Annotated in this window: 17 protein-coding genes; 9 read left to right on the top strand and 8 right to left on the bottom strand. The window is 71.5% G+C overall.

Annotated elements, in window-relative coordinates; translation table 11 throughout:
• Positions 1 to 30: 30 nt before the first annotated feature.
• Complete coding sequence (locus tag AB0M35_RS27305) at positions 31 to 1,710, bottom strand: right-handed parallel beta-helix repeat-containing protein (RefSeq protein WP_363748862.1); 1,680 nt, start codon at positions 1,708 to 1,710, stop codon at positions 31 to 33.
• A 172-nt stretch (positions 1,711 to 1,882) separates the two neighbouring features.
• Between AB0M35_RS27305 and AB0M35_RS27300 the strand changes: the two genes are divergently transcribed.
• The 3 genes from AB0M35_RS27300 to AB0M35_RS27290 are packed head-to-tail and all read left to right on the top strand — an operon-like array spanning position 1,883 to position 4,028.
• Entirely contained in the window at positions 1,883 to 2,266 is a 384-nt protein-coding gene (locus AB0M35_RS27300; RefSeq protein WP_363748861.1) for a YwqJ-related putative deaminase, read from the top strand.
• Positions 2,263 to 2,748, top strand: coding sequence for an SUKH-3 domain-containing protein (locus AB0M35_RS27295; protein ID WP_363748859.1), 486 nt, complete (start codon positions 2,263 to 2,265; stop codon positions 2,746 to 2,748). The genes AB0M35_RS27300 and AB0M35_RS27295 overlap by 4 nt, the downstream gene beginning before the upstream one ends.
• Positions 2,745 to 4,028 (top strand): SseB family protein, encoded by a 1,284-nt coding sequence (locus AB0M35_RS27290; RefSeq protein WP_363748857.1) that lies wholly within the window; start codon positions 2,745 to 2,747, stop codon positions 4,026 to 4,028. Before AB0M35_RS27295 ends, AB0M35_RS27290 begins: the two co-directional genes overlap by 4 nt.
• A 45-nt stretch (positions 4,029 to 4,073) precedes the next feature.
• On the opposite strand, the gene AB0M35_RS27285 is transcribed toward AB0M35_RS27290, so the two are convergent.
• The 5 genes from AB0M35_RS27285 to eccCa form a co-directional block, all read right to left on the bottom strand.
• Positions 4,074 to 4,529 (bottom strand): hypothetical protein, encoded by a 456-nt coding sequence (locus tag AB0M35_RS27285; protein ID WP_363748856.1) that lies wholly within the window; start codon positions 4,527 to 4,529, stop codon positions 4,074 to 4,076.
• Between the two features lie 24 nt (positions 4,530 to 4,553).
• Positions 4,554 to 5,822 carry a type VII secretion-associated serine protease mycosin gene (gene mycP / locus AB0M35_RS27280; protein WP_363748855.1) on the bottom strand — a complete coding sequence of 423 codons (1,269 nt, stop codon included), beginning with the start codon at positions 5,820 to 5,822 and terminating at the stop codon, positions 4,554 to 4,556.
• Positions 5,823 to 5,930: 108 nt separating this feature from the next.
• The gene (locus AB0M35_RS27275) at positions 5,931 to 7,658 is read right to left on the bottom strand and encodes a hypothetical protein (RefSeq protein ID WP_363748853.1); all 1,728 of its coding nucleotides are present in this window, start codon (positions 7,656 to 7,658) and stop codon (positions 5,931 to 5,933) included.
• A 36-nt stretch (positions 7,659 to 7,694) separates the two neighbouring features.
• Positions 7,695 to 8,312, bottom strand: coding sequence for a hypothetical protein (locus AB0M35_RS27270; protein ID WP_363748852.1), 618 nt, complete (start codon positions 8,310 to 8,312; stop codon positions 7,695 to 7,697).
• 130 nt (positions 8,313 to 8,442) lie between these two features.
• Entirely contained in the window at positions 8,443 to 12,405 is a 3,963-nt protein-coding gene (gene eccCa / locus AB0M35_RS27265) for a type VII secretion protein EccCa (protein ID WP_363748851.1), read from the bottom strand.
• A 170-nt stretch (positions 12,406 to 12,575) separates the two neighbouring features.
• Between eccCa and eccD the strand changes: the two genes are divergently transcribed.
• The gene (gene eccD / locus AB0M35_RS27260) at positions 12,576 to 13,964 is read left to right on the top strand and encodes a type VII secretion integral membrane protein EccD (protein ID WP_363748850.1); all 1,389 of its coding nucleotides are present in this window, start codon (positions 12,576 to 12,578) and stop codon (positions 13,962 to 13,964) included.
• 6 nt (positions 13,965 to 13,970) lie between these two features.
• Here eccD and AB0M35_RS27255 read toward each other — a convergent pair whose 3' ends face one another.
• On the bottom strand, positions 13,971 to 14,717 hold the full coding sequence (locus AB0M35_RS27255; RefSeq protein ID WP_363748849.1) for an SUKH-3 domain-containing protein: 747 nt from the start codon (positions 14,715 to 14,717) through the stop codon (positions 13,971 to 13,973).
• A 141-nt stretch (positions 14,718 to 14,858) separates the two neighbouring features.
• Between AB0M35_RS27255 and eccB the strand changes: the two genes are divergently transcribed.
• From eccB to AB0M35_RS27240, 3 genes are all read left to right on the top strand, one after another.
• Positions 14,859 to 16,286, top strand: coding sequence for a type VII secretion protein EccB (gene eccB, locus AB0M35_RS27250; protein WP_363748848.1), 1,428 nt, complete (start codon positions 14,859 to 14,861; stop codon positions 16,284 to 16,286).
• Between the two features lie 159 nt (positions 16,287 to 16,445).
• Entirely contained in the window at positions 16,446 to 16,775 is a 330-nt protein-coding gene (locus AB0M35_RS27245) for a WXG100 family type VII secretion target (protein WP_013736416.1), read from the top strand.
• 14 nt (positions 16,776 to 16,789) lie between these two features.
• Entirely contained in the window at positions 16,790 to 17,077 is a 288-nt protein-coding gene (locus AB0M35_RS27240; RefSeq protein WP_363748847.1) for a WXG100 family type VII secretion target, read from the top strand.
• Positions 17,078 to 17,230: 153 nt separating this feature from the next.
• Here the strand turns inward: AB0M35_RS27240 and mycP (AB0M35_RS27235) are convergent, their stop codons facing one another.
• On the bottom strand, positions 17,231 to 18,511 hold the full coding sequence (gene mycP, locus AB0M35_RS27235) for a type VII secretion-associated serine protease mycosin (protein WP_363748845.1): 1,281 nt from the start codon (positions 18,509 to 18,511) through the stop codon (positions 17,231 to 17,233).
• 96 nt (positions 18,512 to 18,607) lie between these two features.
• On the opposite strand from mycP (AB0M35_RS27235), the gene AB0M35_RS27230 reads away from it, so the two are divergent.
• Both AB0M35_RS27230 and AB0M35_RS27225 read left to right on the top strand, forming a co-directional pair.
• On the top strand, positions 18,608 to 19,045 hold the full coding sequence (locus AB0M35_RS27230) for a YbaB/EbfC family nucleoid-associated protein (protein ID WP_363748843.1): 438 nt from the start codon (positions 18,608 to 18,610) through the stop codon (positions 19,043 to 19,045).
• The gene (locus tag AB0M35_RS27225; RefSeq protein WP_363748842.1) at positions 19,042 to 19,380 is read left to right on the top strand and encodes a hypothetical protein; all 339 of its coding nucleotides are present in this window, start codon (positions 19,042 to 19,044) and stop codon (positions 19,378 to 19,380) included. Before AB0M35_RS27230 ends, AB0M35_RS27225 begins: the two co-directional genes overlap by 4 nt.
• Positions 19,381 to 19,386 lie beyond the last annotated feature (6 nt).

The raw sequence follows: 19,386 nt of genomic DNA, 5'->3' as shown, positions 1-19,386 counted from the left end.
GCGCGCCCCTCCCTGACCGGCCCGGCATGATCAGCGCCCGATCGCGGCACGCACGTCGGCGACGGTCACGGTACGCAGTTCATCGAGGCTGGGCCGCTGCCCGGACTGGCGCAGCCGCTGCGCCTGCGCCTTGCGGACGCCCTCGAACAGCTTTCGGGCCTCGCGGGCGTTGCCGAAGTTCTGGTCCCGCTCGATCGTGCCGAAATGCTCCCCGAGCACGTCGGTGACCCCCTCGGCGAGCAGGTACTCGTCGCCGCCGGCCATCCGCTCCACGATGACCACGAGCTGCTCCGGCGTGTAGTTGCCGAACTCGATGGTCTTGGCGAAACGGGAAGCCAGACCGGGGTTGGCGTCGAGGAACTGGAGCATCTCCCCGGTGTAGCCGGCCGCGATCACCGCGATCTCGTCGCGGTGATCCTCCATCAGCTTGACCAGCGTGTCGATGGCCTCCTGCCCGAAGTCGCCGCCACTGCCGGAGGACCGGGACAGGGTGTACGCCTCGTCGACGAACAGCACGCCGCCGCGCGCCTGCTCGAACGCGGCGGCGGTCTTCTCGGCGGTGTGACCGATGTACTGGCCGACCAGGTCTCGCCGGGACACCTCGCGAAACGCGCCACCGGGCAGCGCACCCAACGCGGCGAGCAGGTCACCGTAGATGCGAGCCACGGTGGTCTTACCGGTACCGGGTGCCCCCGCGAAGATGAGGTGATGGCTGACCGCACCGACCGGCAGCCCCGCGCTGCGTCGCCACTCGTTGACCTGGATCTCGTCGATGAGGGCCCGAACCTCTTCCTTCACCGACTCCAGCCCGACCATCTGTTCCAGTTCGGCCAGCAGCTTGTCGACCCGGGCGGTGTCCTGCTGGGTGACAGCACGGGCGGCGTCCGCGCCGTAGGCCGCCTTCCGGCTCGCCGTACCGTGCACGATGGTCGGTGCGGCCCCGTCGGCGACCTCGATCGCCGGCTGTGCGGTGTTCTCGGTGGTGCACTCCTCGACCGTGCCGTGGCAGCCGCGGGCGAAGGAGATCGCCGGACCGCGTGTGTCCCGGATCCGGCAGCGCCGCAGCACCGGAGCACTCTGATGCACCACCGCCACCCCGGCATGACCGGTCTGCGAGATGTCGCAGGCCTCGATCGTCGGCCGGCCGTACTGGTAGATGTAGATGCCCCGGTTACCGCAGCGAGTCACGGTGCTGGTACGAATCGTCGGGGCGGCGCCGATCCGTACGATGATGCCGTCCTCGCTGAGGTCGGTGAACTCGCAGCCCTCGACGGTGCCGTCGGAGTCCTCGACCACCAGGCCGTACCGTCCGCCGGTGACCCGGCAACGGGTCAGGGTGAACTCGGACCGGCCGGCCACCTGGATCGCCGCACCGAAGCCGGCGCTCAGTGCACAGCCGCTCATGGTGAGGGTGGCCCGGTCGCCGACCACCACCGGCGCGTCGCCCGCCTTGAGCACCAGGTCGCGCAGCTCCAACCGACCCGAGTTGCAGGACACCGTCGGGTACGCCCCGGAGGATGCGTCGATGGTGACCGTCCCCGCGCCCTGCGCGGCGACGACGGTGACCGCCCGGTCGTTGACGAACAGCGCCTCGTAGTAGGTGCCGGGACTGACCGAGACGACAGTGTCGTCGCTGGCCACCGCCAGGGCCTCCCCAATGGAGGGGTAGGCGCCGGGCTGATCCGGGGAGACGAGAAGGGTGCGCGTCATGACTCCGGGCTTCGTACGGCGATGAGGGCTGGGCCGACGATATCCCAGGCGGCCCATGCCATGGAGCCCCGGACCGAGTCACCGGTCGACGGTGCACCCTGCTCGCTAGGCTGCGTTCGGGCGTGCCCGGCCGACTCCTGGCGCCGGGTCCCCGTCGACTGCGGGAGGACCGATGTCCCAGCTGCGGATGCTGCCGCTGATGGCGGGCGCGATGCTGGTCGACGGCACCGTCCACACCCACACGTCGGTGCGTGGCGGAGTGGCACCGGAGTTGCATCCGATCGTCCGGCGGTTCCTGCACGGGCTGCCGGTCGAGCAGCGGGAGCGGTTCGCCGGCTGGTGTGCCGAACCGGTGCTGATCTCCGACCGGCTGTACGCCGCAGAGGCCGACGGCCCGCCACTCGACTCCGCCCGGGCCCGCGCACTGCTGTGGGGCGCGAAGGTGCGCCTCACCCGGGTACGGGAAGAGGGCGACCCGCGGCACGGCGAGGTCCAACCGCCCTGCCGATCGTGCGCGGCCCTGCTGGACTGGTTCGGTATGGAGGCGTTGACATGACCGAGCGCTTTCCGCCCCTGGTGGCCGAGATCCTTGCCGCGGCCGGCTGGTCACCCGGGCTGCGCGACGACGGCCGAGCTCGCGAGTGGGCGCTGCGCCTCGCCGCCGACGCCACCCCCGACGGCCGCCAACACGCCATGACAGCTGCCGCCGTGCAGGCGTACGCCGAGTTCGGGGGATTGCGGCTACGCCCGCAGGGTGCGGGTGAGCAGATCGCGCCGAGTGAGGTCCACCTCGATCCGTTCCGGGTACGACACACGGTGGCCACGCTGGCGGAGTTGGCCACGGTCATCGGGGTGCCGCTCAGCCCGCTCGGTGAGGAGGGCGGCGGCACCGGCATCCTCGCCGTCGACGAGCAGGGCCGGGTGTTCGTACTGGACCACACCGGTGACTGGTTCCTCGGCGCGAGTGTCGACGCGGCGCTGAGCACGTTGCTGCTCGGCCGCCAGCCGGCGCGGGTCCGCGAGGACGGCAGCTGGTGACCGGCCCGCAGCCGACCACCGTCACCGGCTGGCAACCGACCACCGTCACCGAGCGTGCGCTGCTGACCGCCGTCGAGAACGACGACGACCCGGCTTTCCTCGCCGCGCTCGCCAGCGGCCCGCTGCTGCTGCCGGTGCCGGCGGCGGCGACCGCCGGCGAGCCGCCCGCCTGGCCGACGGGTCATCACGAGGGCGTTACCCACGTGATGGCCTACACCTCCCCGGCGGCGATCGCCGCCGGTCTGCCCGGTCAGGCCGTCACCTACCGGGTGTCGGTGCTGACCGACCTTGCCGTCGACTGGCCCGACGAGCGTTGGGTGCTGGCCGTGGACGCCGGGTTGCCCATCGGCGTACGACTGACCGCCGACGAACTCGCCGCGCTCGCCGCCGCCGGGGTCGAGGCGGAACTGCCGTTACGCGAGGCGGTCCAGCGCCAGGATCCGGACGCCCTGATGTCCGCGCTGCTGCGAGCCGAGCTGGTGCTCCCCCTGCGGCCGGACGGCCCGACGACCCGTGACCTCGGCGATCCGGAGTTCCCCTGGTGGTGCCTGCCGGATGAGCAGGGGCGGCCGGCCGTGCCGGTGTTCACTTCCGAGGCCCGGCTGCGGCAGGCACTCGGTGATCATGACCTGGTGGTGGTCAGCAGTCTCCAGCTCACCGAGCACTGGCCGGACGCATCCTGGCAGTTGTCGCTCAACCCGGAGACCCCGCTGGCCGCGGCGCTGCCCGGCGAGGCGCTGTTGACGCTGCGTGACTGGCTCAGCGAGTTGCGTGACGTCCTCGATGATGCCGCCGAGCAGGAGCGGAGCCGCCGCGTGAGCGCTGCGTACGCGGACCCGTCGACGGTGGGCGTACCGGTGCCGCGATCAGCTGCGGAGCCGACGACTGACGTCGACGAGGGACCCGATCCGGACATCCCGGTGCGGCTGCAACTGGTCATCCCGCACCGGTATCTCGCCTCCTATCTCGACGACGGGTACGACCGGGCGGCCGGTCTGGTGCACGCCTGGCACGGCCCGGGCCGGGACACCCCGGTCCGGCTCTACCGACGGCTGGGACTGCTCGGTACGGGCTCGCCCTTCGAGGAGTCGGACGAGTGGGTGGCTGTGCTGCGCTGGCCGCCGACCGACGGTACGCAACAGGAGTGGGCGCAGGGTCAGCCCCGGATGGAGTCGTTGGTCGTTCCGGACGACACCGAGCTGCACTGCCTGCATCAGGACGGCCGCGACGAGATCCTGGCCCGATTCGACGCGACCGCCCGCCGTTGGACGCCTGCCTGACCGGTGCCGCTACGGCATCGACCGTCGCCTGGGCCGGGCGACGGTTCAGCGACGGCGGCTGGCGAACCAGGCGCGCGCCGGCCGACTCTTGATCAGGGCGAGTGCCACACCGGCCAGCCCACCCACGACCAGCGGTGTGACCATCGTCGGCTCGAAGCTCAGCTTGCCCTGCACCAGCAGGACGACGATGACGACGACGAACAGCCCGAAGGTGAAGCCCGCCGGTACGGCCAGCCCCTGCGCGCTGTCGCCGGTCCACGCCATCAGCGTCCCGAGCGCGGCGAGCAGCACCACCAGCAGTGCTATCGCGAGCACCCCCGCGCCGATGCCCACCACCAGGACGCGACCCAACCCGTCGCCTTCGGCGCCCAGCATGGCGCGGAAGAAGGCGATGCCGGCGATCAGCCAGGTCACGATCGACGGCAGCATCAGCAGGGCCGCCAGCGTCACGACCACCGGCCGCCGAACTGGCGGCTTCGCCCCGGCTGGGATGGTCGACATGGACGTCTCCTCAGGTCCGAGCGCTCAGCCGGGCGGCCGGCGCCACACGTCGTCGGAGGCTTCCGCAGGCTGAGCCGGGTCGTTCGACGGCCCCGCACCGGGCGTGAAGTTCGCTCCCACGGATGCTGGTTGATCCTCGTCCATGAGTTCGGCCTGCCGACGCCGTGACCGGTTGCGCAGCATCCAGACGGTGGCGACGGCCCCTCCGACGATCAGGACGAACGCGGCGATGATGGCCGCCCACACGAAGATCAGAATGCCGTCCTCGCGCTCACGCGGGTTGGCCTGCCACGGTTCGAGCTGGGCCGACGGCGGGGCGCTGGCGCGCGGGCTGGCCCGGCCGTCGGGCTCGCCCGTCAACGCCGTCCGCAGGTCGAGCACGCCCCACCCGTACTCCAGGTCCCGACCGGGCGCACCGGCGTCGCGGGCGGTCTCCAGCAGCCGCTCGAACATCTGGTACGCGGTCAAGTTCGGGTACTTGGCCTTGACCAGGGCCAGCGCGCCCGAGACGAGCGCGGCGCTGCTGCTGTTGCCGAGCGAGGTGACGTACTTGTCGCCGGGCGCGGCCCGGACGATGTCCTCGCCTGGCGCGGCGATGCTTACCTCCTCGGCCGGCAGGGCGGCCTCCTTGCTGATGACGCCCCTGCGGTCGGTGCCGTTGACGGCGATCGTGGCCGGGTGGCGGGCCGGGTTACTGATGATCAAGTCCTCGCGGTTGCCCACGGCGGCGACCACCACGATGTTCTGCTGGTACGCCCGGGCGACCGCGCGGTCCAGTTCCTCGTTGAAGCTGCTGCCGAGCGACACGTTGATGATGTCCGCGCCGTTGTCGATCGCCCAGTTGATCCCGGCGGCGACCGCCGTGGGCGCGATCAACGGGCTTCGTTCGCTCTTGATGGTCACCGGCAGGATCTTGGCCTTCGGTGCGACCCCGAGCACCCCGTCGCCGTTGCCCGGTCCGTGCCCGTGCCCGGCGATCAGCGACGCCATCCCGGTGCCGTGGCCCACCCGGTCGACACCACCCTTGGTGTCGTCGTCGTAGAGATCCATGCCGGGCAGGACGTTGCCCTTCAGGTCCCGGTGTTTCGCGTCGACCCCGGTGTCCACCACCGCCACCACGACTCCCTCACCCTGGGTGATTTTGTGGAGTTCGGGGAGTTCCAGGGCCTTGACGTGCCAGGAGTTGTCTCTGGTGGAGTCCGCCATGGCCGGTATTCCGGGCAGGGCCAGCGTCGCCAGGACACTCACGGTGCTGAGCGCCATGACGGCAGCCGGTCGGGTGAGGACACGCATGCCCGTACACCATCCTTTGTGCTTCGTCACGAATCGGCCGAGATCGGGGTGTTCACCGCATGGTACGGGCCGGCCACCCCATGCTGCGGTGACCTGGCCCGTCCGTGTTCAGCTCTGGCCGAGCGCTTTGCCCTGCTCCCGGGGGCGGTGCTCCACCGGTGCCTCGACGGCACCGACGGCGGAGGACTCGGTGACCCACAGTTCGTCGTCGCCGTCGCCGTACTCCCAGGTCTCCTGCTCCAGGCCAGGCTGGGTGCCCTTGCGTGGGCCCGGCACGGCCGGTCCACCGCGTCGACCGCCGAGTGACGGTGCCGGGCCGGCGGTCGGTGCCGGCCGCGCGGCACCGGTACGACCGTTCAGATCGGGCCGACCAGCACTGCCCGGAGCACCCGGCCCGCTGGTCCGGCCACCGGCCGGTGTGGCGGGCCGACCGCCCGGGGTGCTCGCCCGGGGCGGGGTACCCGGAGCCGCACCGCGCTGACCACCGAGGCTCGGCGGTGGCGATGCGGGACGCCCGGACGGGGCGCCACGCTGGCCGGGGCGTGCCGTGGAACCTGGCAGGCGCGGACTTGACGGCGGGGTCGCCGATGGTGCCGGTCGAGCCGACCCGGTACCGGGACGCCCCGGGGCTCCGGTGTTACCCGGCAACGTCGGCCGGTTCGGCGCGGGACCGCGCCGGCCGCTGCCCGGCGCTCCGGAGCCGCTGCCCGAACCGCCCGCGCCGGGCAACGTCGGCCGGTTCGGCGCCGGGCCGCGACCGCCGCCCGGCCCGGGAGGGCCACCCGAGCCCGGCAGGGTGGTCCGGGGGGCGTTCGGTCGGGTGCCCGGGTTCGGCGAGGCCGGGCCGGGGGCACCCGGCCGCTGCCCCGGCGGCACCACCGGCGGTACGGGTGGGCCGGGTGTCACGGGCGCGTTCGGCGTGGCGGTGACCGGCGGCGGGGTGGGCGCCGGCCCGGGCGGCGGGACGGTTGCGGTGCCACCGGCGAGGTCGACGCCGTCGGGCAGCTTCGGCACAGCCGGCTGGGACGGTCGATCGCCGACCCCCGGCTGGTTCGGCGTGTCCGGGCGGTTCGGCATGTCCGGACGAACGTTCCTGACGCTCGGGGGAGGGCCGGAGCCGGGCCGGGGCGGCCCGCCGGGACGCCCCGGCCCGCCCGGTAGGCCCTTACCGTCGAAGAGAGCCGCCTCGGTCGGGCCCTTGAACTTGCCGCCGCGCGAGATGTTCGAGATGTACACGTCGATGTACATGTCGGCCAACGGCTTGGCGATGTTCTTGGCGCGCTGGTGGAACTCCCGCTGGACCTCCTCGTACGTCTTGTGCTTGTCGCCGAAGATGTCGCTGATCGTGATCTTCTCTTTGTCCTTCTCGAAGACTTCCTGCTGGTGCTGCTGCTCGGCCTTGTACTCGCGCCACAGCTGGGTCATCTCGCGCTGGGCGGTCGAGATCTTGCTCGCCAACTGGTCCAGACCGGTGGCGTTGCTGCTTGCCACGTTCTTCCACTCGTCCAGCGAGTGCAGGGTGGCACCCACCTTCGACATGAAGACCCGAGAGGCGGGGGAGTTCCACTTGGCGCCGAGCGCGTCGGCGTGGCGCTTGAGGTTGTCCCGGGTGGACTCCAGCAGGCTCGCCGCTCGCCGCCACATCTCGGCCAGCGCCGTGGTGCGTTCGTCGCTCTCGTTGCGGACGTACTCCCACATCTGCTCGATGTTGACGCTGTCCCACTTGGTGGGCTCGTACGGTGTCGCCTGGGCGGCTCGGTCGGCCGCGTAGTCGTCCCTCATCCCCCCGTACTGGGGGTAGCTGATCGGCCTGTAGCCGTAGTAGTCGTCGGTCATCCCCGCTCCTCAGGTCCCCCGCTCCTGGCAGCCCCGTCATCGCAGGTTGGACTGGTCCAGCCGGAATTCGTCGCCGTGCATGCGTTGGTCCTCGCCCTCGATCTTGTACGCGCCCGGACCATCACCCACGGTCTCCGGCGCGGCCCACTGGGGCGCCTGCTCACGGGTGTCCTCCGTCGGGCAGGAGTCCATCCCGTGGTAGGGCCCGACGGGCTCCGGATTCCTCGCCTGCTCGGGGATGGTTTCCGTCGGGTCGCCCTCCTGCTGCCATTGGCCACTGAGGGTCTTCTGGCCGTCCACCGCGTTGAAGGCGTTGTACACGTCGTCGTTCGTGGCCTCGGCCAGCGCGTCGCCCAGGAGGTACTCCCCGGAGATGGAGGTGGCCGCCGCACTGAGTGCGGTCAGCCCCTTGATCACATCGCCCATCAGGTGCGACACGGCCATCCGGCTCTCGTCGTGCCGACCCCGGAAGAATGCGGCCTCTTTCATCCCGCCGCCGCCGAACGGAGCCTGCACGGTGAGCATCGGGCGCAGACCGTTCTCGAAGCTGGGCTGGAAGTTGGACTCCAGCTCCTTCTGAATGGCCTTGGCGAAGTCCTGCAACTGGTTGACGTCGACGTCGATGTTTTCGTTGACGAGCCACTCGCCGCCCATGGTCCCTCCCCCGTTTCGCTCACACGGTGTTGGCGCGGCTCACCCTCACTCCGATAACGGAGTGGCACAGCCGCGCACCGCAGGTCCACTCTGGCCGACGGTAGACCGGTCAGGCAACCCCGTACGCTGCTTAGCCACGCGGCGGGAGATTCACCAACTGCACCAGCCGAGTGCCACCCCGCCTGGACACCAGCCAGCCCCGACCCGGCGGCAGCGGTCCGGGCCGCACCGTACCGAGCAGCACGCCCTCGTCCCGGTTGCCGGACATCACAATGCCGGGTGTGCTGATCTCCCGCAGTCGCATGAGCACCGGCTCGTAGAGCGCCCGGCTGGCCCCGCCGGTGCGCCGGGCGACGACCAGATGCAGACCGATGTCGCGGGCCTGCGGCAGGAACTCCAGCAGGGGGGTCAGCGGATTGCTGCCCGCACCGGCGACCAGGTCGTAGTCGTCGACCAGCACGTACAGGTCGGGGCCCTTCCACCAGTCGCGGGCCCGCAGCCGTTCCGCGTTGATGTCCGGCGGTGGCAGTCGGTCCCGCATCACCGCGGCGACCTCGGTCACGATGCTCTCGGTGACCTGTGCCGTCGAGCCGTACCCGATCAGGTGCGGGGAGTCGATGTCGCCCAGCAGGCTGCGCCGGTAGTCGACGAGGACCAGCCGTGCCTCGGTCAGTTCGTGGCGGTCGACGATGGTCTGCGCCAGCGCCCGCAGGAAGGTGCTCTTACCCGACTCGCCGTCACCGAAGAGGATGAAGTGCGGGTCGGCGGCGAAGTCCAGGTGCACCGGCGCGAGGTCGACCTCGGCGATGCCGATCGGCACCCCGGGGCACCCGGTGCTCGGCAGACTGCCGTACGGGACACTCGGCGGGAGCAGCCGGATCGGTGGCGCGCCCGGCCCCTGCCAGGCGGCGGCCAGGTCGGTGACCAGCTTGCGCGCTCCCTCGGGCAGGGTCTCCGTCTCCTGCGCGCCGTCGGTGCGCGGCAGCGCCGCGAGAAACTGCTGCCCGTCCGGCGTGATGCCGCGTCCCGGTGCCTTTTCCGGCACGTTCATCGCCGCCCGGCGGTCCAGGTTGGAATCGCTGGCGTCGGCCAGCCACAGTTCCAGCCGGGTACCGAAGACGTCCCGCACGGCCGGGCGCAGGTCCATCCAGCGTCCGGCGGTGACGATCAGGTGGATGCCGAAGGAGAGCCCTCGGTTGGCGATGTCGTTGATGGTCGGTTCGAGGTCCTCGAACTCCGACCGTAACGTCGCCCAGCCGTCGATGACGAGGAAGACGTCGCCGAACGGGTCGTCGTCGTGCTGACCGTGCCGCCGGGCCCGCCGGTACTCGGCCATCGAGTCGACGCCGCGCTCGGCGAAGCGCCGCTCCCGCTCGCCCATCAGCAGTTGCAGCTCGGCGACGGTACGCCGAACCAGGCCGGCGTCGAGCCGGGTCGCCACCGAACCGACGTGTGGCAGGTCCCGCAGCGACGACAGCGCGCTGCTGCCCAGGTCGAGGCAGTAGACCTGGGCCTCCCGGGGGGTGTGGGTCAGCGCCAGCGAGGTGACCATGGTCCGCAGCAGGGTGCTCTTGCCGCTCTGCGGTCCGCCGACGATCACCGCGTGGCCGGCCGCTCCGGCCAGGTCGAACCAGAGCACGTCCCGGCGCTGGTCGAAGGGCTTGTCGACGATGCCGACGGCCACCTGCAACTCGCCCAGCAGACCGGCGTGCGCCACGGTCACCCCACGGGCCGGGTCGGCGGTCAGCGGCGGCAGCAACTGGTCCAGCGTCGGCGGCTCGGCCAGCGGCGGAAGCCACACCTGGTGGGCCGGTTTGCCCCGACCGGTGAGCCGCCCGACCAGGATGTCCAGCACGCTCTCGCCGACCCCGTCGGCCGGCTCCGGCGCCTCCTCCTCCTTCGGCGTACGGGTCACCGGCGGGGCGACGTAACTGGTGGTGTACTCGCGTACCCGGTCCTCGCCGTCACCGGCCGCCACCGCCGCGGCGGTCTTGCTGCGGTAGGCGCCGGAGACGTACGCGGCCTTGAACCGCACCAGCGGCTCGGTGCCGAAACGCAGGTAGCCGTGCCCGGGAGAACGGGGCAGCTCGTACGCGTCGGTGGCGCCGAGCACCACCCGCGACTCCATCGCCGAGAAGGTACGCAGACCGATCCGGTACGACAGGTGGGTGTCCAGCCCTCGCAGCCGCCCCTCCTCCAGCCGTTGCGAGGCGAGCAGCAGGTGTACGCCGAGAGACCGGCCGACCCGACCGATCTGCACGAACATGTCGATGAAGTCGGGCTTCGCGGTGAGCAGCTCGGAGAACTCGTCGCAGATGATGAGCAGGCTCGGCAGCGGCGACAGCGGAGCACCCGCCGCGCGGGCCTTCTCGTAGTCGCGCTGCGAGGCGTAGTTGCCCGCCGACCGAAGCAGTTCCTGCCGGCGTACCAGCTCGCCGTTGATGGCGTCGGTCATCCGGTCCACCAGCGGCAACTCGTCCGCCAGGTTGGTGATCACCGCGCTGGTGTGCGGCAGCCCGTCCAGCCGGGTGAAGGTGGCGCCACCCTTGAAGTCGACCAGGACGAAGTTGAGGTTCTCCGACGAGTGGGTCGCGGCCAACGCCAGCACCAGGGTGCGCAGCAGCTCGGACTTGCCGGAGCCGGTGGCGCCGATGAGCAGCCCGTGCGGGCCCATGCCGTCCTGCGCCGACTCCTTCAGGTCCAACTCCACCGGCCCACCGTCGGTACCCACCCCGATCGGCACCCGCAGCCGGTCCCGGTTGGGTCGCGGCTGCCAGGCCCGGTCGACGTCGAATTCGTACGGGTCACCGATGTCGAGCAGCTCGGCCAGGCCCAACTCGCTGGTGAGCGGGGTGTCGCCACCGCCACGGGAGGCGGCCGACAGCCGCAGCGGGGCCAACTGCATGGCCAGTGCCTCGATCTCCGCCACCCGACAGTCGTCGGCCCGGCCGATCTCTGCCGGACCGTCCACGGTGAGGCTGTGCAGCTGCCGATCTGTGGTCACGTCGAGCACCAGGCGCGCCCGGTCGAGCATCCGGGGTGCCGGGGTGGACAGGTCGAGCAGGGTGACACCCTCCACCCCGCCGTCGGTCATCAGGTGATCCGAGCCCGCGGTGTCGCCGCCGTCGATGATCACCAACACGTGCGGCCCACCGACCTGCGCTGGTCCGCCGCTGGCGTTGAACCGGGGCCGACTGGCCAACACGTCGTCGAGCATCGCCTCCAGGCCGGTCACCGAGGGCGACACCAAGCGCAGTTGACCGAGTGCGTCGGTGCGCGACGGGTGTAGCGCATGCGGCAGCCACTTCGTCCACTCCCAGTCGGCCCGACGGTCCGGGGAGACGCAGACCGCGACGAGCATGTCGTCGGGGGCGTGGAAGGCGGTCGCCTGGGCGAGCACGGCGCGCACCATGCCCCGGGCAGCGTCGATGTCGCCACGCAGGTGCACCCGGGCGAAGCCGTTCAACGCCATGGTCACCGGCAGGTCCGGCACCTCGCCGTAGGTGGTGAGGAACCGGCGCAGGGCCAACGCGCACATCGGTTCCAGCTTCTCCAACGACGTCGCCGGCGGCGGCACCAGCGGAGTGGCCAGTTCCTGCGGCCCGAGACCGATCCGGACGGTGGCGAAGTCCACGTCGCCGCGCCGACGTTCCCACAGCCGTGGCCCCAGCGGCAGGGACCACAGCGTGTCCGGATCCGGGTGCCGGTAGAAAGCGGCCTCGCGCTGCCGGCGGACGGTCTTGAGGACCCGACGACGCTGCCGGGACAGGTGCGTCATGTACTCCCGACGCTTCTGCAGCATCTCCTGCTTGCTCGGGCCACCGGAATTGTTGGTCAACTGCGCGCCGAGCATGCCGATGGCGGAGAGCCCGAACAGACCGCCGGTGACATAGCCCAGGGTCGACCCACCGCGCCCGGCGAACATCAGGGCCATCGCGAAGGAGCCGGCGAGCATCGGCAGCAGCATCATCATCTGCCCCCACGCCTTGCCGCTCGGTGCGGGCACCTCCGGCGGTGCCTCCAGAAGCACCTCGCCAGAGGGATACTCCGGTTCCGGCTGCCGGGCGGGTCGTTTGACGACGACCGTGCTCACGTGACAGACCTCCGTTGCCTCTCGTGGGCGTGGTAGCCACGCCCGGCACCCCCGTACGCTCGGCCGCCGCCGCGAACCGGCACCCGCGTCACCGGCACATGGTAGGTAGCCTTCTCCCGTCAGGACAGCCGCGGGCCGCTCGGCCCGCTCCTCGTACCGAGGGGTCGTCAGTGGTCACCCAGGCCGGAACCGGACTCGCGCGTATCGCCGTCGTCGCCCCGAACCGGCGGCTGGACCTAGCCCTGCCCGAGCATCTGCCCCTCGTCGGGCTGCTGCCGGCGGTGCTGCGTCAAGCCGACGAAGAACCCTCGGACGGCACCGCCCATGGTGGCTGGATGCTGCGCCGCAGCGACGGCAGTGCGGTGGATCTGCACCGTACGCTGGCGGCACAGAACGTCCGCGACGGAGAGACGCTGCACCTGGTGCCGCGCCGTACCGAGTGGCCGGAGTTGGCGTACGACGACCTGATGGAGGCCGTCGCCGACGGTGCCCGGCGCCGTGGCGTGGCCTGGACCCCGTTCGCCACCCGGCTGACCGGCCTGATCGTGGCCGGCGTGCTGCTGCTGCTCGGCCTGGTGGTGATCGTGACCTCCGAGCAACCCGGTTGGCTCGGTGGTGCGGTGGCCCTCGGTGCCGCCGCCCTGCTGCTGCTCTGCGGCATCGTGCTGTCCCGGGCGATGGCCGACTCCCTCGCCGGCGCGGTGGTCGCCGCTGCCGGCCTGCCTTACGCCTTCGTCGGCGGGGTGCTGGTGATCGGGACCGGCGAGTCGGTGTGGGCGCTGGGCGCACCGCACATCCTGCTCGGCTCGGCCGTGCTGCTGCTGTCCGGCCTGCTCGGCCTGCTCGGGGTGGGAGACGCGACCCGGGTCTTCGTGGCGGCGGTCTTCGTCGGCTTCTGGGGCATGGTGGGTGGGTTGCTCGCCCTCGGCTCGATGGACGCCGCGCAGGGCAGCGCCATCGTGATCAGCGCGGTGGTCCTGCTGTTGCCGGCCATGCCGCTGCTGTCGGTGCGACTGGGCAAGATGCCGATGCCGGCGTTGCCGCGTACCGCCGAGGACCTGCTGCGCGACGATCCGCAACCGAAACGGGAGGTGATCTACCAGGCCACCGCGCGGGCCGACGAAGTACTCACCGGCATGATCTTCGGCGCGTTCCTGGTCACCATCGGCTGCCTGGTGGTGCTCACCGCGACCGGCACGTTCGCTGCGCTGCTGCTCGCCGCCGTGATCTCGTTGGGCTACCTGCTGCGGGCGCGGCTGGTCCCGACCGTCCGGCACCGGGTGCCGATGCTCGCCGTCGGCCTGGTGGGTCTGGGCCTGCTCCCGCTGGTCGGAGCCGCCGACGCGTCGACCGCCGCCCGGGTGCTGGCCGTGCTGCCGGTGGCGTTGGTCGCGGCCGGGATCTCGGCCGCTGCTGGGCTCGCCTACAGCCGGCGTGCCCCGTCACCCCGGCTGGCCCGGCTCGGCGACATGCTCGACATCCTGCTCCAGCTCGCGGTGGTGCCGGTGGCGTGCAGCGTGCTGGGCCTGTACGCGTTCATGCGGGCGATCAACGGCTGACCGGGATCACCAGTCGAGGTCGCTCGCCTCGGTCATCTCGCCGCCCCGGATCAGGTTGACGACGGCCGAGTCCAGATCCGGCCCGACGAGGAACTCGTCGGCCCAGTGCAGCAGGAAGACCCGCCCCTGGGCGTCGATCACCAACTCGGACGGTCCGTCCTCGTTGTTGCCGAGCGGGTAGACCGGGGTGTCGTACTCCTCGATGAAGCCCCGGGCTCCCTCGGTCGTCACCCCGCCACGGGTGGGGTGGAGGTAGCTGGTGAAGCCGCCGCCGGGTCGGCCGGTCTTGCCGAACTGGGGCAGGGTCAGGCCACCGAACTCGATCAGCGCCGCCCGCGCAACCGGCGGACAGTCCAGACCCGCCAGGTCGTCGGCGAACCGGACCATCCAGTGCTCGACCGCCGAGGTGACATCACGGCCGGGAAACCACCCGGCGGACTCCAGCACATGGCGTACGTCCGGCGGGAACCGGCCTTCGGCGGCGCGGCGACTCGCGTACCGCTCGGCGATCATCTGCTCGGGCAGGGACGGCCACTGGGACACCTCGCCGGTCTCCCGGTCGATGACCGCCCGGGGGTAGCCCGTCGCTGGTGGTGGAGCCGGCGGCCCGTCGGTGGCGGCAGGTGCCGGTTCGGCTCGCCAGGCCACGTAGCCCAGGTCGAACTCGTGCAGGAAGACCTCGGGCGCGGGCTCGGGCCGGCCGGCTCCGGCCCACTGGCGGGCGATCGCCAGGGCCTCGTCGCGGCTGATCATCGTTGCACTCCTCGGGCTGCCGTCGTCGCCGTCAACGGTCGGCGCCGGGTGCGGAAACCGGCCGGCTCGACATCGTGCCTATGGTAGGCACCGCGGTCCGACGATCGTGACCGTGTCGGCGTACGCCAGGGGGAGGGTGCCATGCCGTCGCGGCGGGACCAGGTCCAGTCGTACCAGTTCTTCGTGCAGCGGATGACCTCCGCCCTGGTGGCGCGCGAGCCGGACCCGGAGGCGGCGCCGTTCCGCCGGCTGGGTGGTGCCGGCTTCGCCAGCGTCATGGTGGCGGTGCTCTGCCTGGCGGCCGTGGGCGTGTACGGGCTGCTGCGCCCGGGTGGGGCGACCAAGTGGAAGGACGGCGCCGGGGTCATCCTGGAGAAGGAGACCGGCACCCGGTACCTGTATCGGGAGGGCCGGCTGCATCCGGTGGTGAACTACGCCTCCGCCCTGTTGGCCATGGAGTCGGCCGCACCGACGGTTTCGGTGTCCCGTAATTCGCTGGTCGGCACGCCCCGCGGTCCCCGCATCGGCATCCCGGATGCGCCGGACGCGCTGCCGGCACCGGGCCGCATCCTGGACGGCCCGTGGACCCTGTGCACCCAGCCCGCCCGGGACGCGGCCGGCGGAGTCGTCGCCACCACCGTGCTCACCGTCGGCCGGGCCCCCAGCGGCGGCCGGGAACCGGGCGACGCCGCGCTGCTGGTACGCGACCGCAAGACCAAGCGCCTGCATCTGGTCTGGCGCGACCACCGGTACGAGATCCGCAACGAGAAGGTCGTGCTGGAAGGTCTGGTGATGACCGCCGAGCCGGTGGTGGAGGTCGGCGGGGCGTGGCTGAACGCGCTGCCCGCCGGTGAGCCGATCACTCCCCGACGGGTGGCCGAACGTGGTGCTCCCTCCACGGCCTTGCCGGAGGCCCGGGTCGGTCAGGTCTACGTGGTCAAGAGCCAGAACGACAGCCGTCAGTACTACGTGGTCGAGCGGGAGCGGCTGGTCCCGATCACCCCCGTCCAGGCGGATGTCCTGCTGGCCGACGGCGAGACGCAGGCCGCGTACCTGGACGGTACGAAGCCGGTCCCGATCGAACTCGCCGCCGGCACGGCCGCCGCTGCGCCCAAGGCGTCGGCACCGCAGCAGGGGCGGCACCGCGCACCGGAGCAGCGACCCGAGATCGCCCGGCTCAGTGGCAGCGATCCGGCCGTCTGCGCCGCCTACCAGCCCGGTCAGGACGAGCCGACGGTGCTGCTCGACGCTCAGGTCGAGCCGGTACGTGAGCCGGTGCGCACCCGGGAGCAGACCGGCAGCGGCGTCCCGCTGGCCGACCGGGTCGTCATCGAGCCCGGCTACGGTGTGCTGGTCGCCGCGCTCTCCTCGCCCGACCAGGCCGGCGGCACCCTCAATCTGGTCACCGATCTGGGCTACCGCTACCCGCTGGCCTCGGAGGGCGTGCCGGCGATGCTCGGCTACTCGGGAGTGCAGCCGGTACGCCTGCCCGCCAGCCTGGTGGTTCGCCTGCCCGCCGGGCCGGCGCTCGATCCGACGACCGCGAAGCAGGCCCTCGACCCGGAGTGACGATCACCAGCCACAATGGAACCGCAGCCTGGTCAACGGCTAGCGCGGGCTGGATGCGACCCGATACCGTTTCGAGCGACGATGGTGCGTAAGCGCCGACTGAAAGACCGCCCCCGGGCGACGCGGGGCGATCCAACGAGGACGGGGGTGACTTCCGCCATGTCGATGCGTACCGACACCGGCTTGATGCTGAAGACCGAGGGTGACGTCGATGCCGTCGCCGATCGGCTCACCAGCAACCTCAACGGGCTGATGGACCAGCTCGCGCCGCTCTACGACCAGTGGAAGGGCGCTGGCGCGGGTTCGTTCCAGCAGGTTCGTGAGCGGTTCGACCAGGACATGGCCCGGCTCAACGTCGCGCTGCGCGCGATCGCCGAGGCCGTCGGTTCGGCCGGTAAGGACTACGACGTCAGCGACGAGGAGATTCGGGCCGACATGGACAGCGCCGGTGCGACCGCCGGCCAGATCACCGCGGCACTGAAGCTCTGACGGGGGGAATCACGATGGAAATCCGGTACAACTTCGCCGGTCTGAACGCGGCGGCCGACAGCTGCGGCAGTTCGGTCCGGAACCTGACCAGCGAGCTGGAGGGCCTCAAGTCGGGCATCGCCCCGCTGCTGGCCACCTGGGACGGCGACGCCCGCGAGGCGTACTTCCAGCGTCAGCGCGAGTGGGAGTCGGCCGCCAACGACCTGCGTGACCTGCTCGGCAGGATCGAGCGGGCGCTGCGCGAGTCGGCGGGCAAGATGCAGGCCCGCGAGGCGGCCAACCGAGCCAAGTTCGGCGGCTGAGTCGCAACCGCTCTACCCGATGGCCCGGCGGATCGCCGGGCCATCGTCGTCTGCTCTGCCGGTCGGTCTGCCGCCGGTCTGCTCTGCCGGTCGTCCGCCCTGGTGGCGGGGAGCGGGCGCGGTCGGGGCGACGGGGTTGCGCCGGTGGCGCCGTCAGCCGCGCGACGTCGAGGTCGGCACCCGGAAGAACGCCTCCTCGGGCTCGTCGATCTCCGGCTGAGCGGCCGGGGACGCGGCGGGTCGGGCGGGTCGCCACCGGGTGCGTCGACCGCGCGGCATCAGTGCCGCCAGCACCGCCACGCCGATCGCGAGCGTGGCCAGACCCAGACCGATCCAGAGGGCCAGCCGACCGGACAGTGCCCAGCGTTCGGCGCGAGCCTGTGCCGCCGCGTCCTCAGGCACCTCCGGCAGCGGCGGCTGGGTCACCGGCTTCGCGGTGGTCAGCCGCTCGGTGACCGCTCGGTACGGGTTGACCACTCCGCTGCCGTAGCCGCGTGACGCGTCGCCCCGGGCCGGGTCGGCGGTGGCCAGAATCCGCCGGGTGACGTCCTTCGCCGACAGGCCCGGCTCCGCCGCTCGGATCAGCGCGGCCGTCGCGCTGACCATCGGAGTGGCGAAGCTGGTGCCGTCGTACGCGGCGTGGCCGGTCAGCCTGGTGGCGGCGACCACCGCTCCACCCGGCGCCACGATGTCCACGTACGACCCGACCTGGGACTGCCGGATCCGGGCGCCGTTCTGGTCGATGGCGCCCACACCGATCACCCCCTCGTAGGCGGCGGGGTAGGGCACCGGGTCGGGCCGGGCGCCGTCCTGATGCCGATTGCCGGCGGCGGCGACCAGCACGACGTCGTTGTCGACCGCGTACCGGATCGCTCGCTGCACGTCCGGGTCCGGGCGGTAGAGCGTCACCGACATGTTGATCACGTCGGCGCCGTCGTCGACCGCGCGCGTGATCGCCTGGGCGAAGACCGCGCCGCTGACGGTGGCGCCGGCAGTGTCTGCGCTCTCGTTGGCGTTGCGTTCGCTGACCCGGATCGGCACGATCGTGGCGTCCGGCGCCAGGCCGTGGAAGCCCACGCCCTCCTGCCGGGCGGCGACGATGATGCTGGCGACCGCCGTACCGTGCGAGACGCAGTCCACGTCGCCGCCCGGTGCACCACGCAGCGCGTCGAAACCGCTGGCGACCCGCCCGACCAACTGTGGATGGCTGCTGTCGGTACCGGAGTCGATCACGGCGACCCGTACCTGGGCTCCGGTGCTGAACGGCCACACCCGCTGCGGCGCGAGCCACCGCTGGTGCCAGGGTGTCTCGGTGTTGACCTCGCCGGGATCGCTCGGATTTTGACAGATCGCCGGAGCGGCCTGGGCCAGCGCCGGAGCGGGAACCGCCAGTGCCGTGGTCAGCACCGCGCCCACCAGAGCGAATGCCGCCATAGGACGGTTGTGGGCCATGCGTGCTCACCTCCGGTCGGCCGGTGCTGGTGAATCCTAACGACCGGTCGCCCATCCCTGATCTCGCGCACATTCAGTATGGTCAAGTCGTCACGGGCTGGCGCGCGACGGGGAGGACACGCCGTGGACGTACAGGCGCTGCGCGCTCGCGCCGACGAGCTGATGGCCCAGTTCGAGCGGATGCGCTCCGGGGTCGGTGACCTTCAACAGCAGCTCAAGGCTGTGGAGGCGACGGTCACCTCTGACGACGGTCTGGTCACTGTGACCGTCGGGCCGCGCGGCCAGGTGACGAAGGTCGAGTTCGACCCGCGTATCTATCGGCGGCCGAACTCCAAGGAGCTGTCCGCTACGGTGACCGAGACCATCCGCCGCGCGACCGCGAAGGCGATGGCCGACGTCGAGCGGCTGCTCCGACCGTACGTTCCGGACAGCCAGTTCCAGGCCTACATCGACCATGACCTCGACGGCATCTTCCGCCAGTTGGACAGTGACCTGCCCGGGGAGGACAAGCGATGACCGAGCTTCGCGAGACGTTCGTCAAGCCGGATGCCGCGTTGGACGGCGCCAACACGCTCAGCGCCGCCGGTGCCCAACTGGCCGCCCGCTGGCGGGGCCTCGCCAGCACCATCAACACGCTCAACGGTGCCCGGCCGTGGGGCGACGACGAGCCGGGCAAGGCGTTCAACAAGAGCTACCTCGACGGTGACCAGCCGGCGCAGAAGGTCCTCGACCTGACCGGCGACATCGTGCCCGTGGTCGAGCAGATGGGTCCCACGGTCAAGGGTGCCGTGGAGGGCACCGTCGACGTCGACGACATGGTCAAGACGCTGTTCGGGGGCGACGGCAAGTAACGGTTC

The organism is Micromonospora sp. NPDC051196, from assembly GCF_040682415.1.
Taxonomy (GTDB): domain Bacteria; phylum Actinomycetota; class Actinomycetes; order Mycobacteriales; family Micromonosporaceae; genus Micromonospora.
This window is presented reverse-complemented; position numbering and strand designations above follow the sequence as displayed.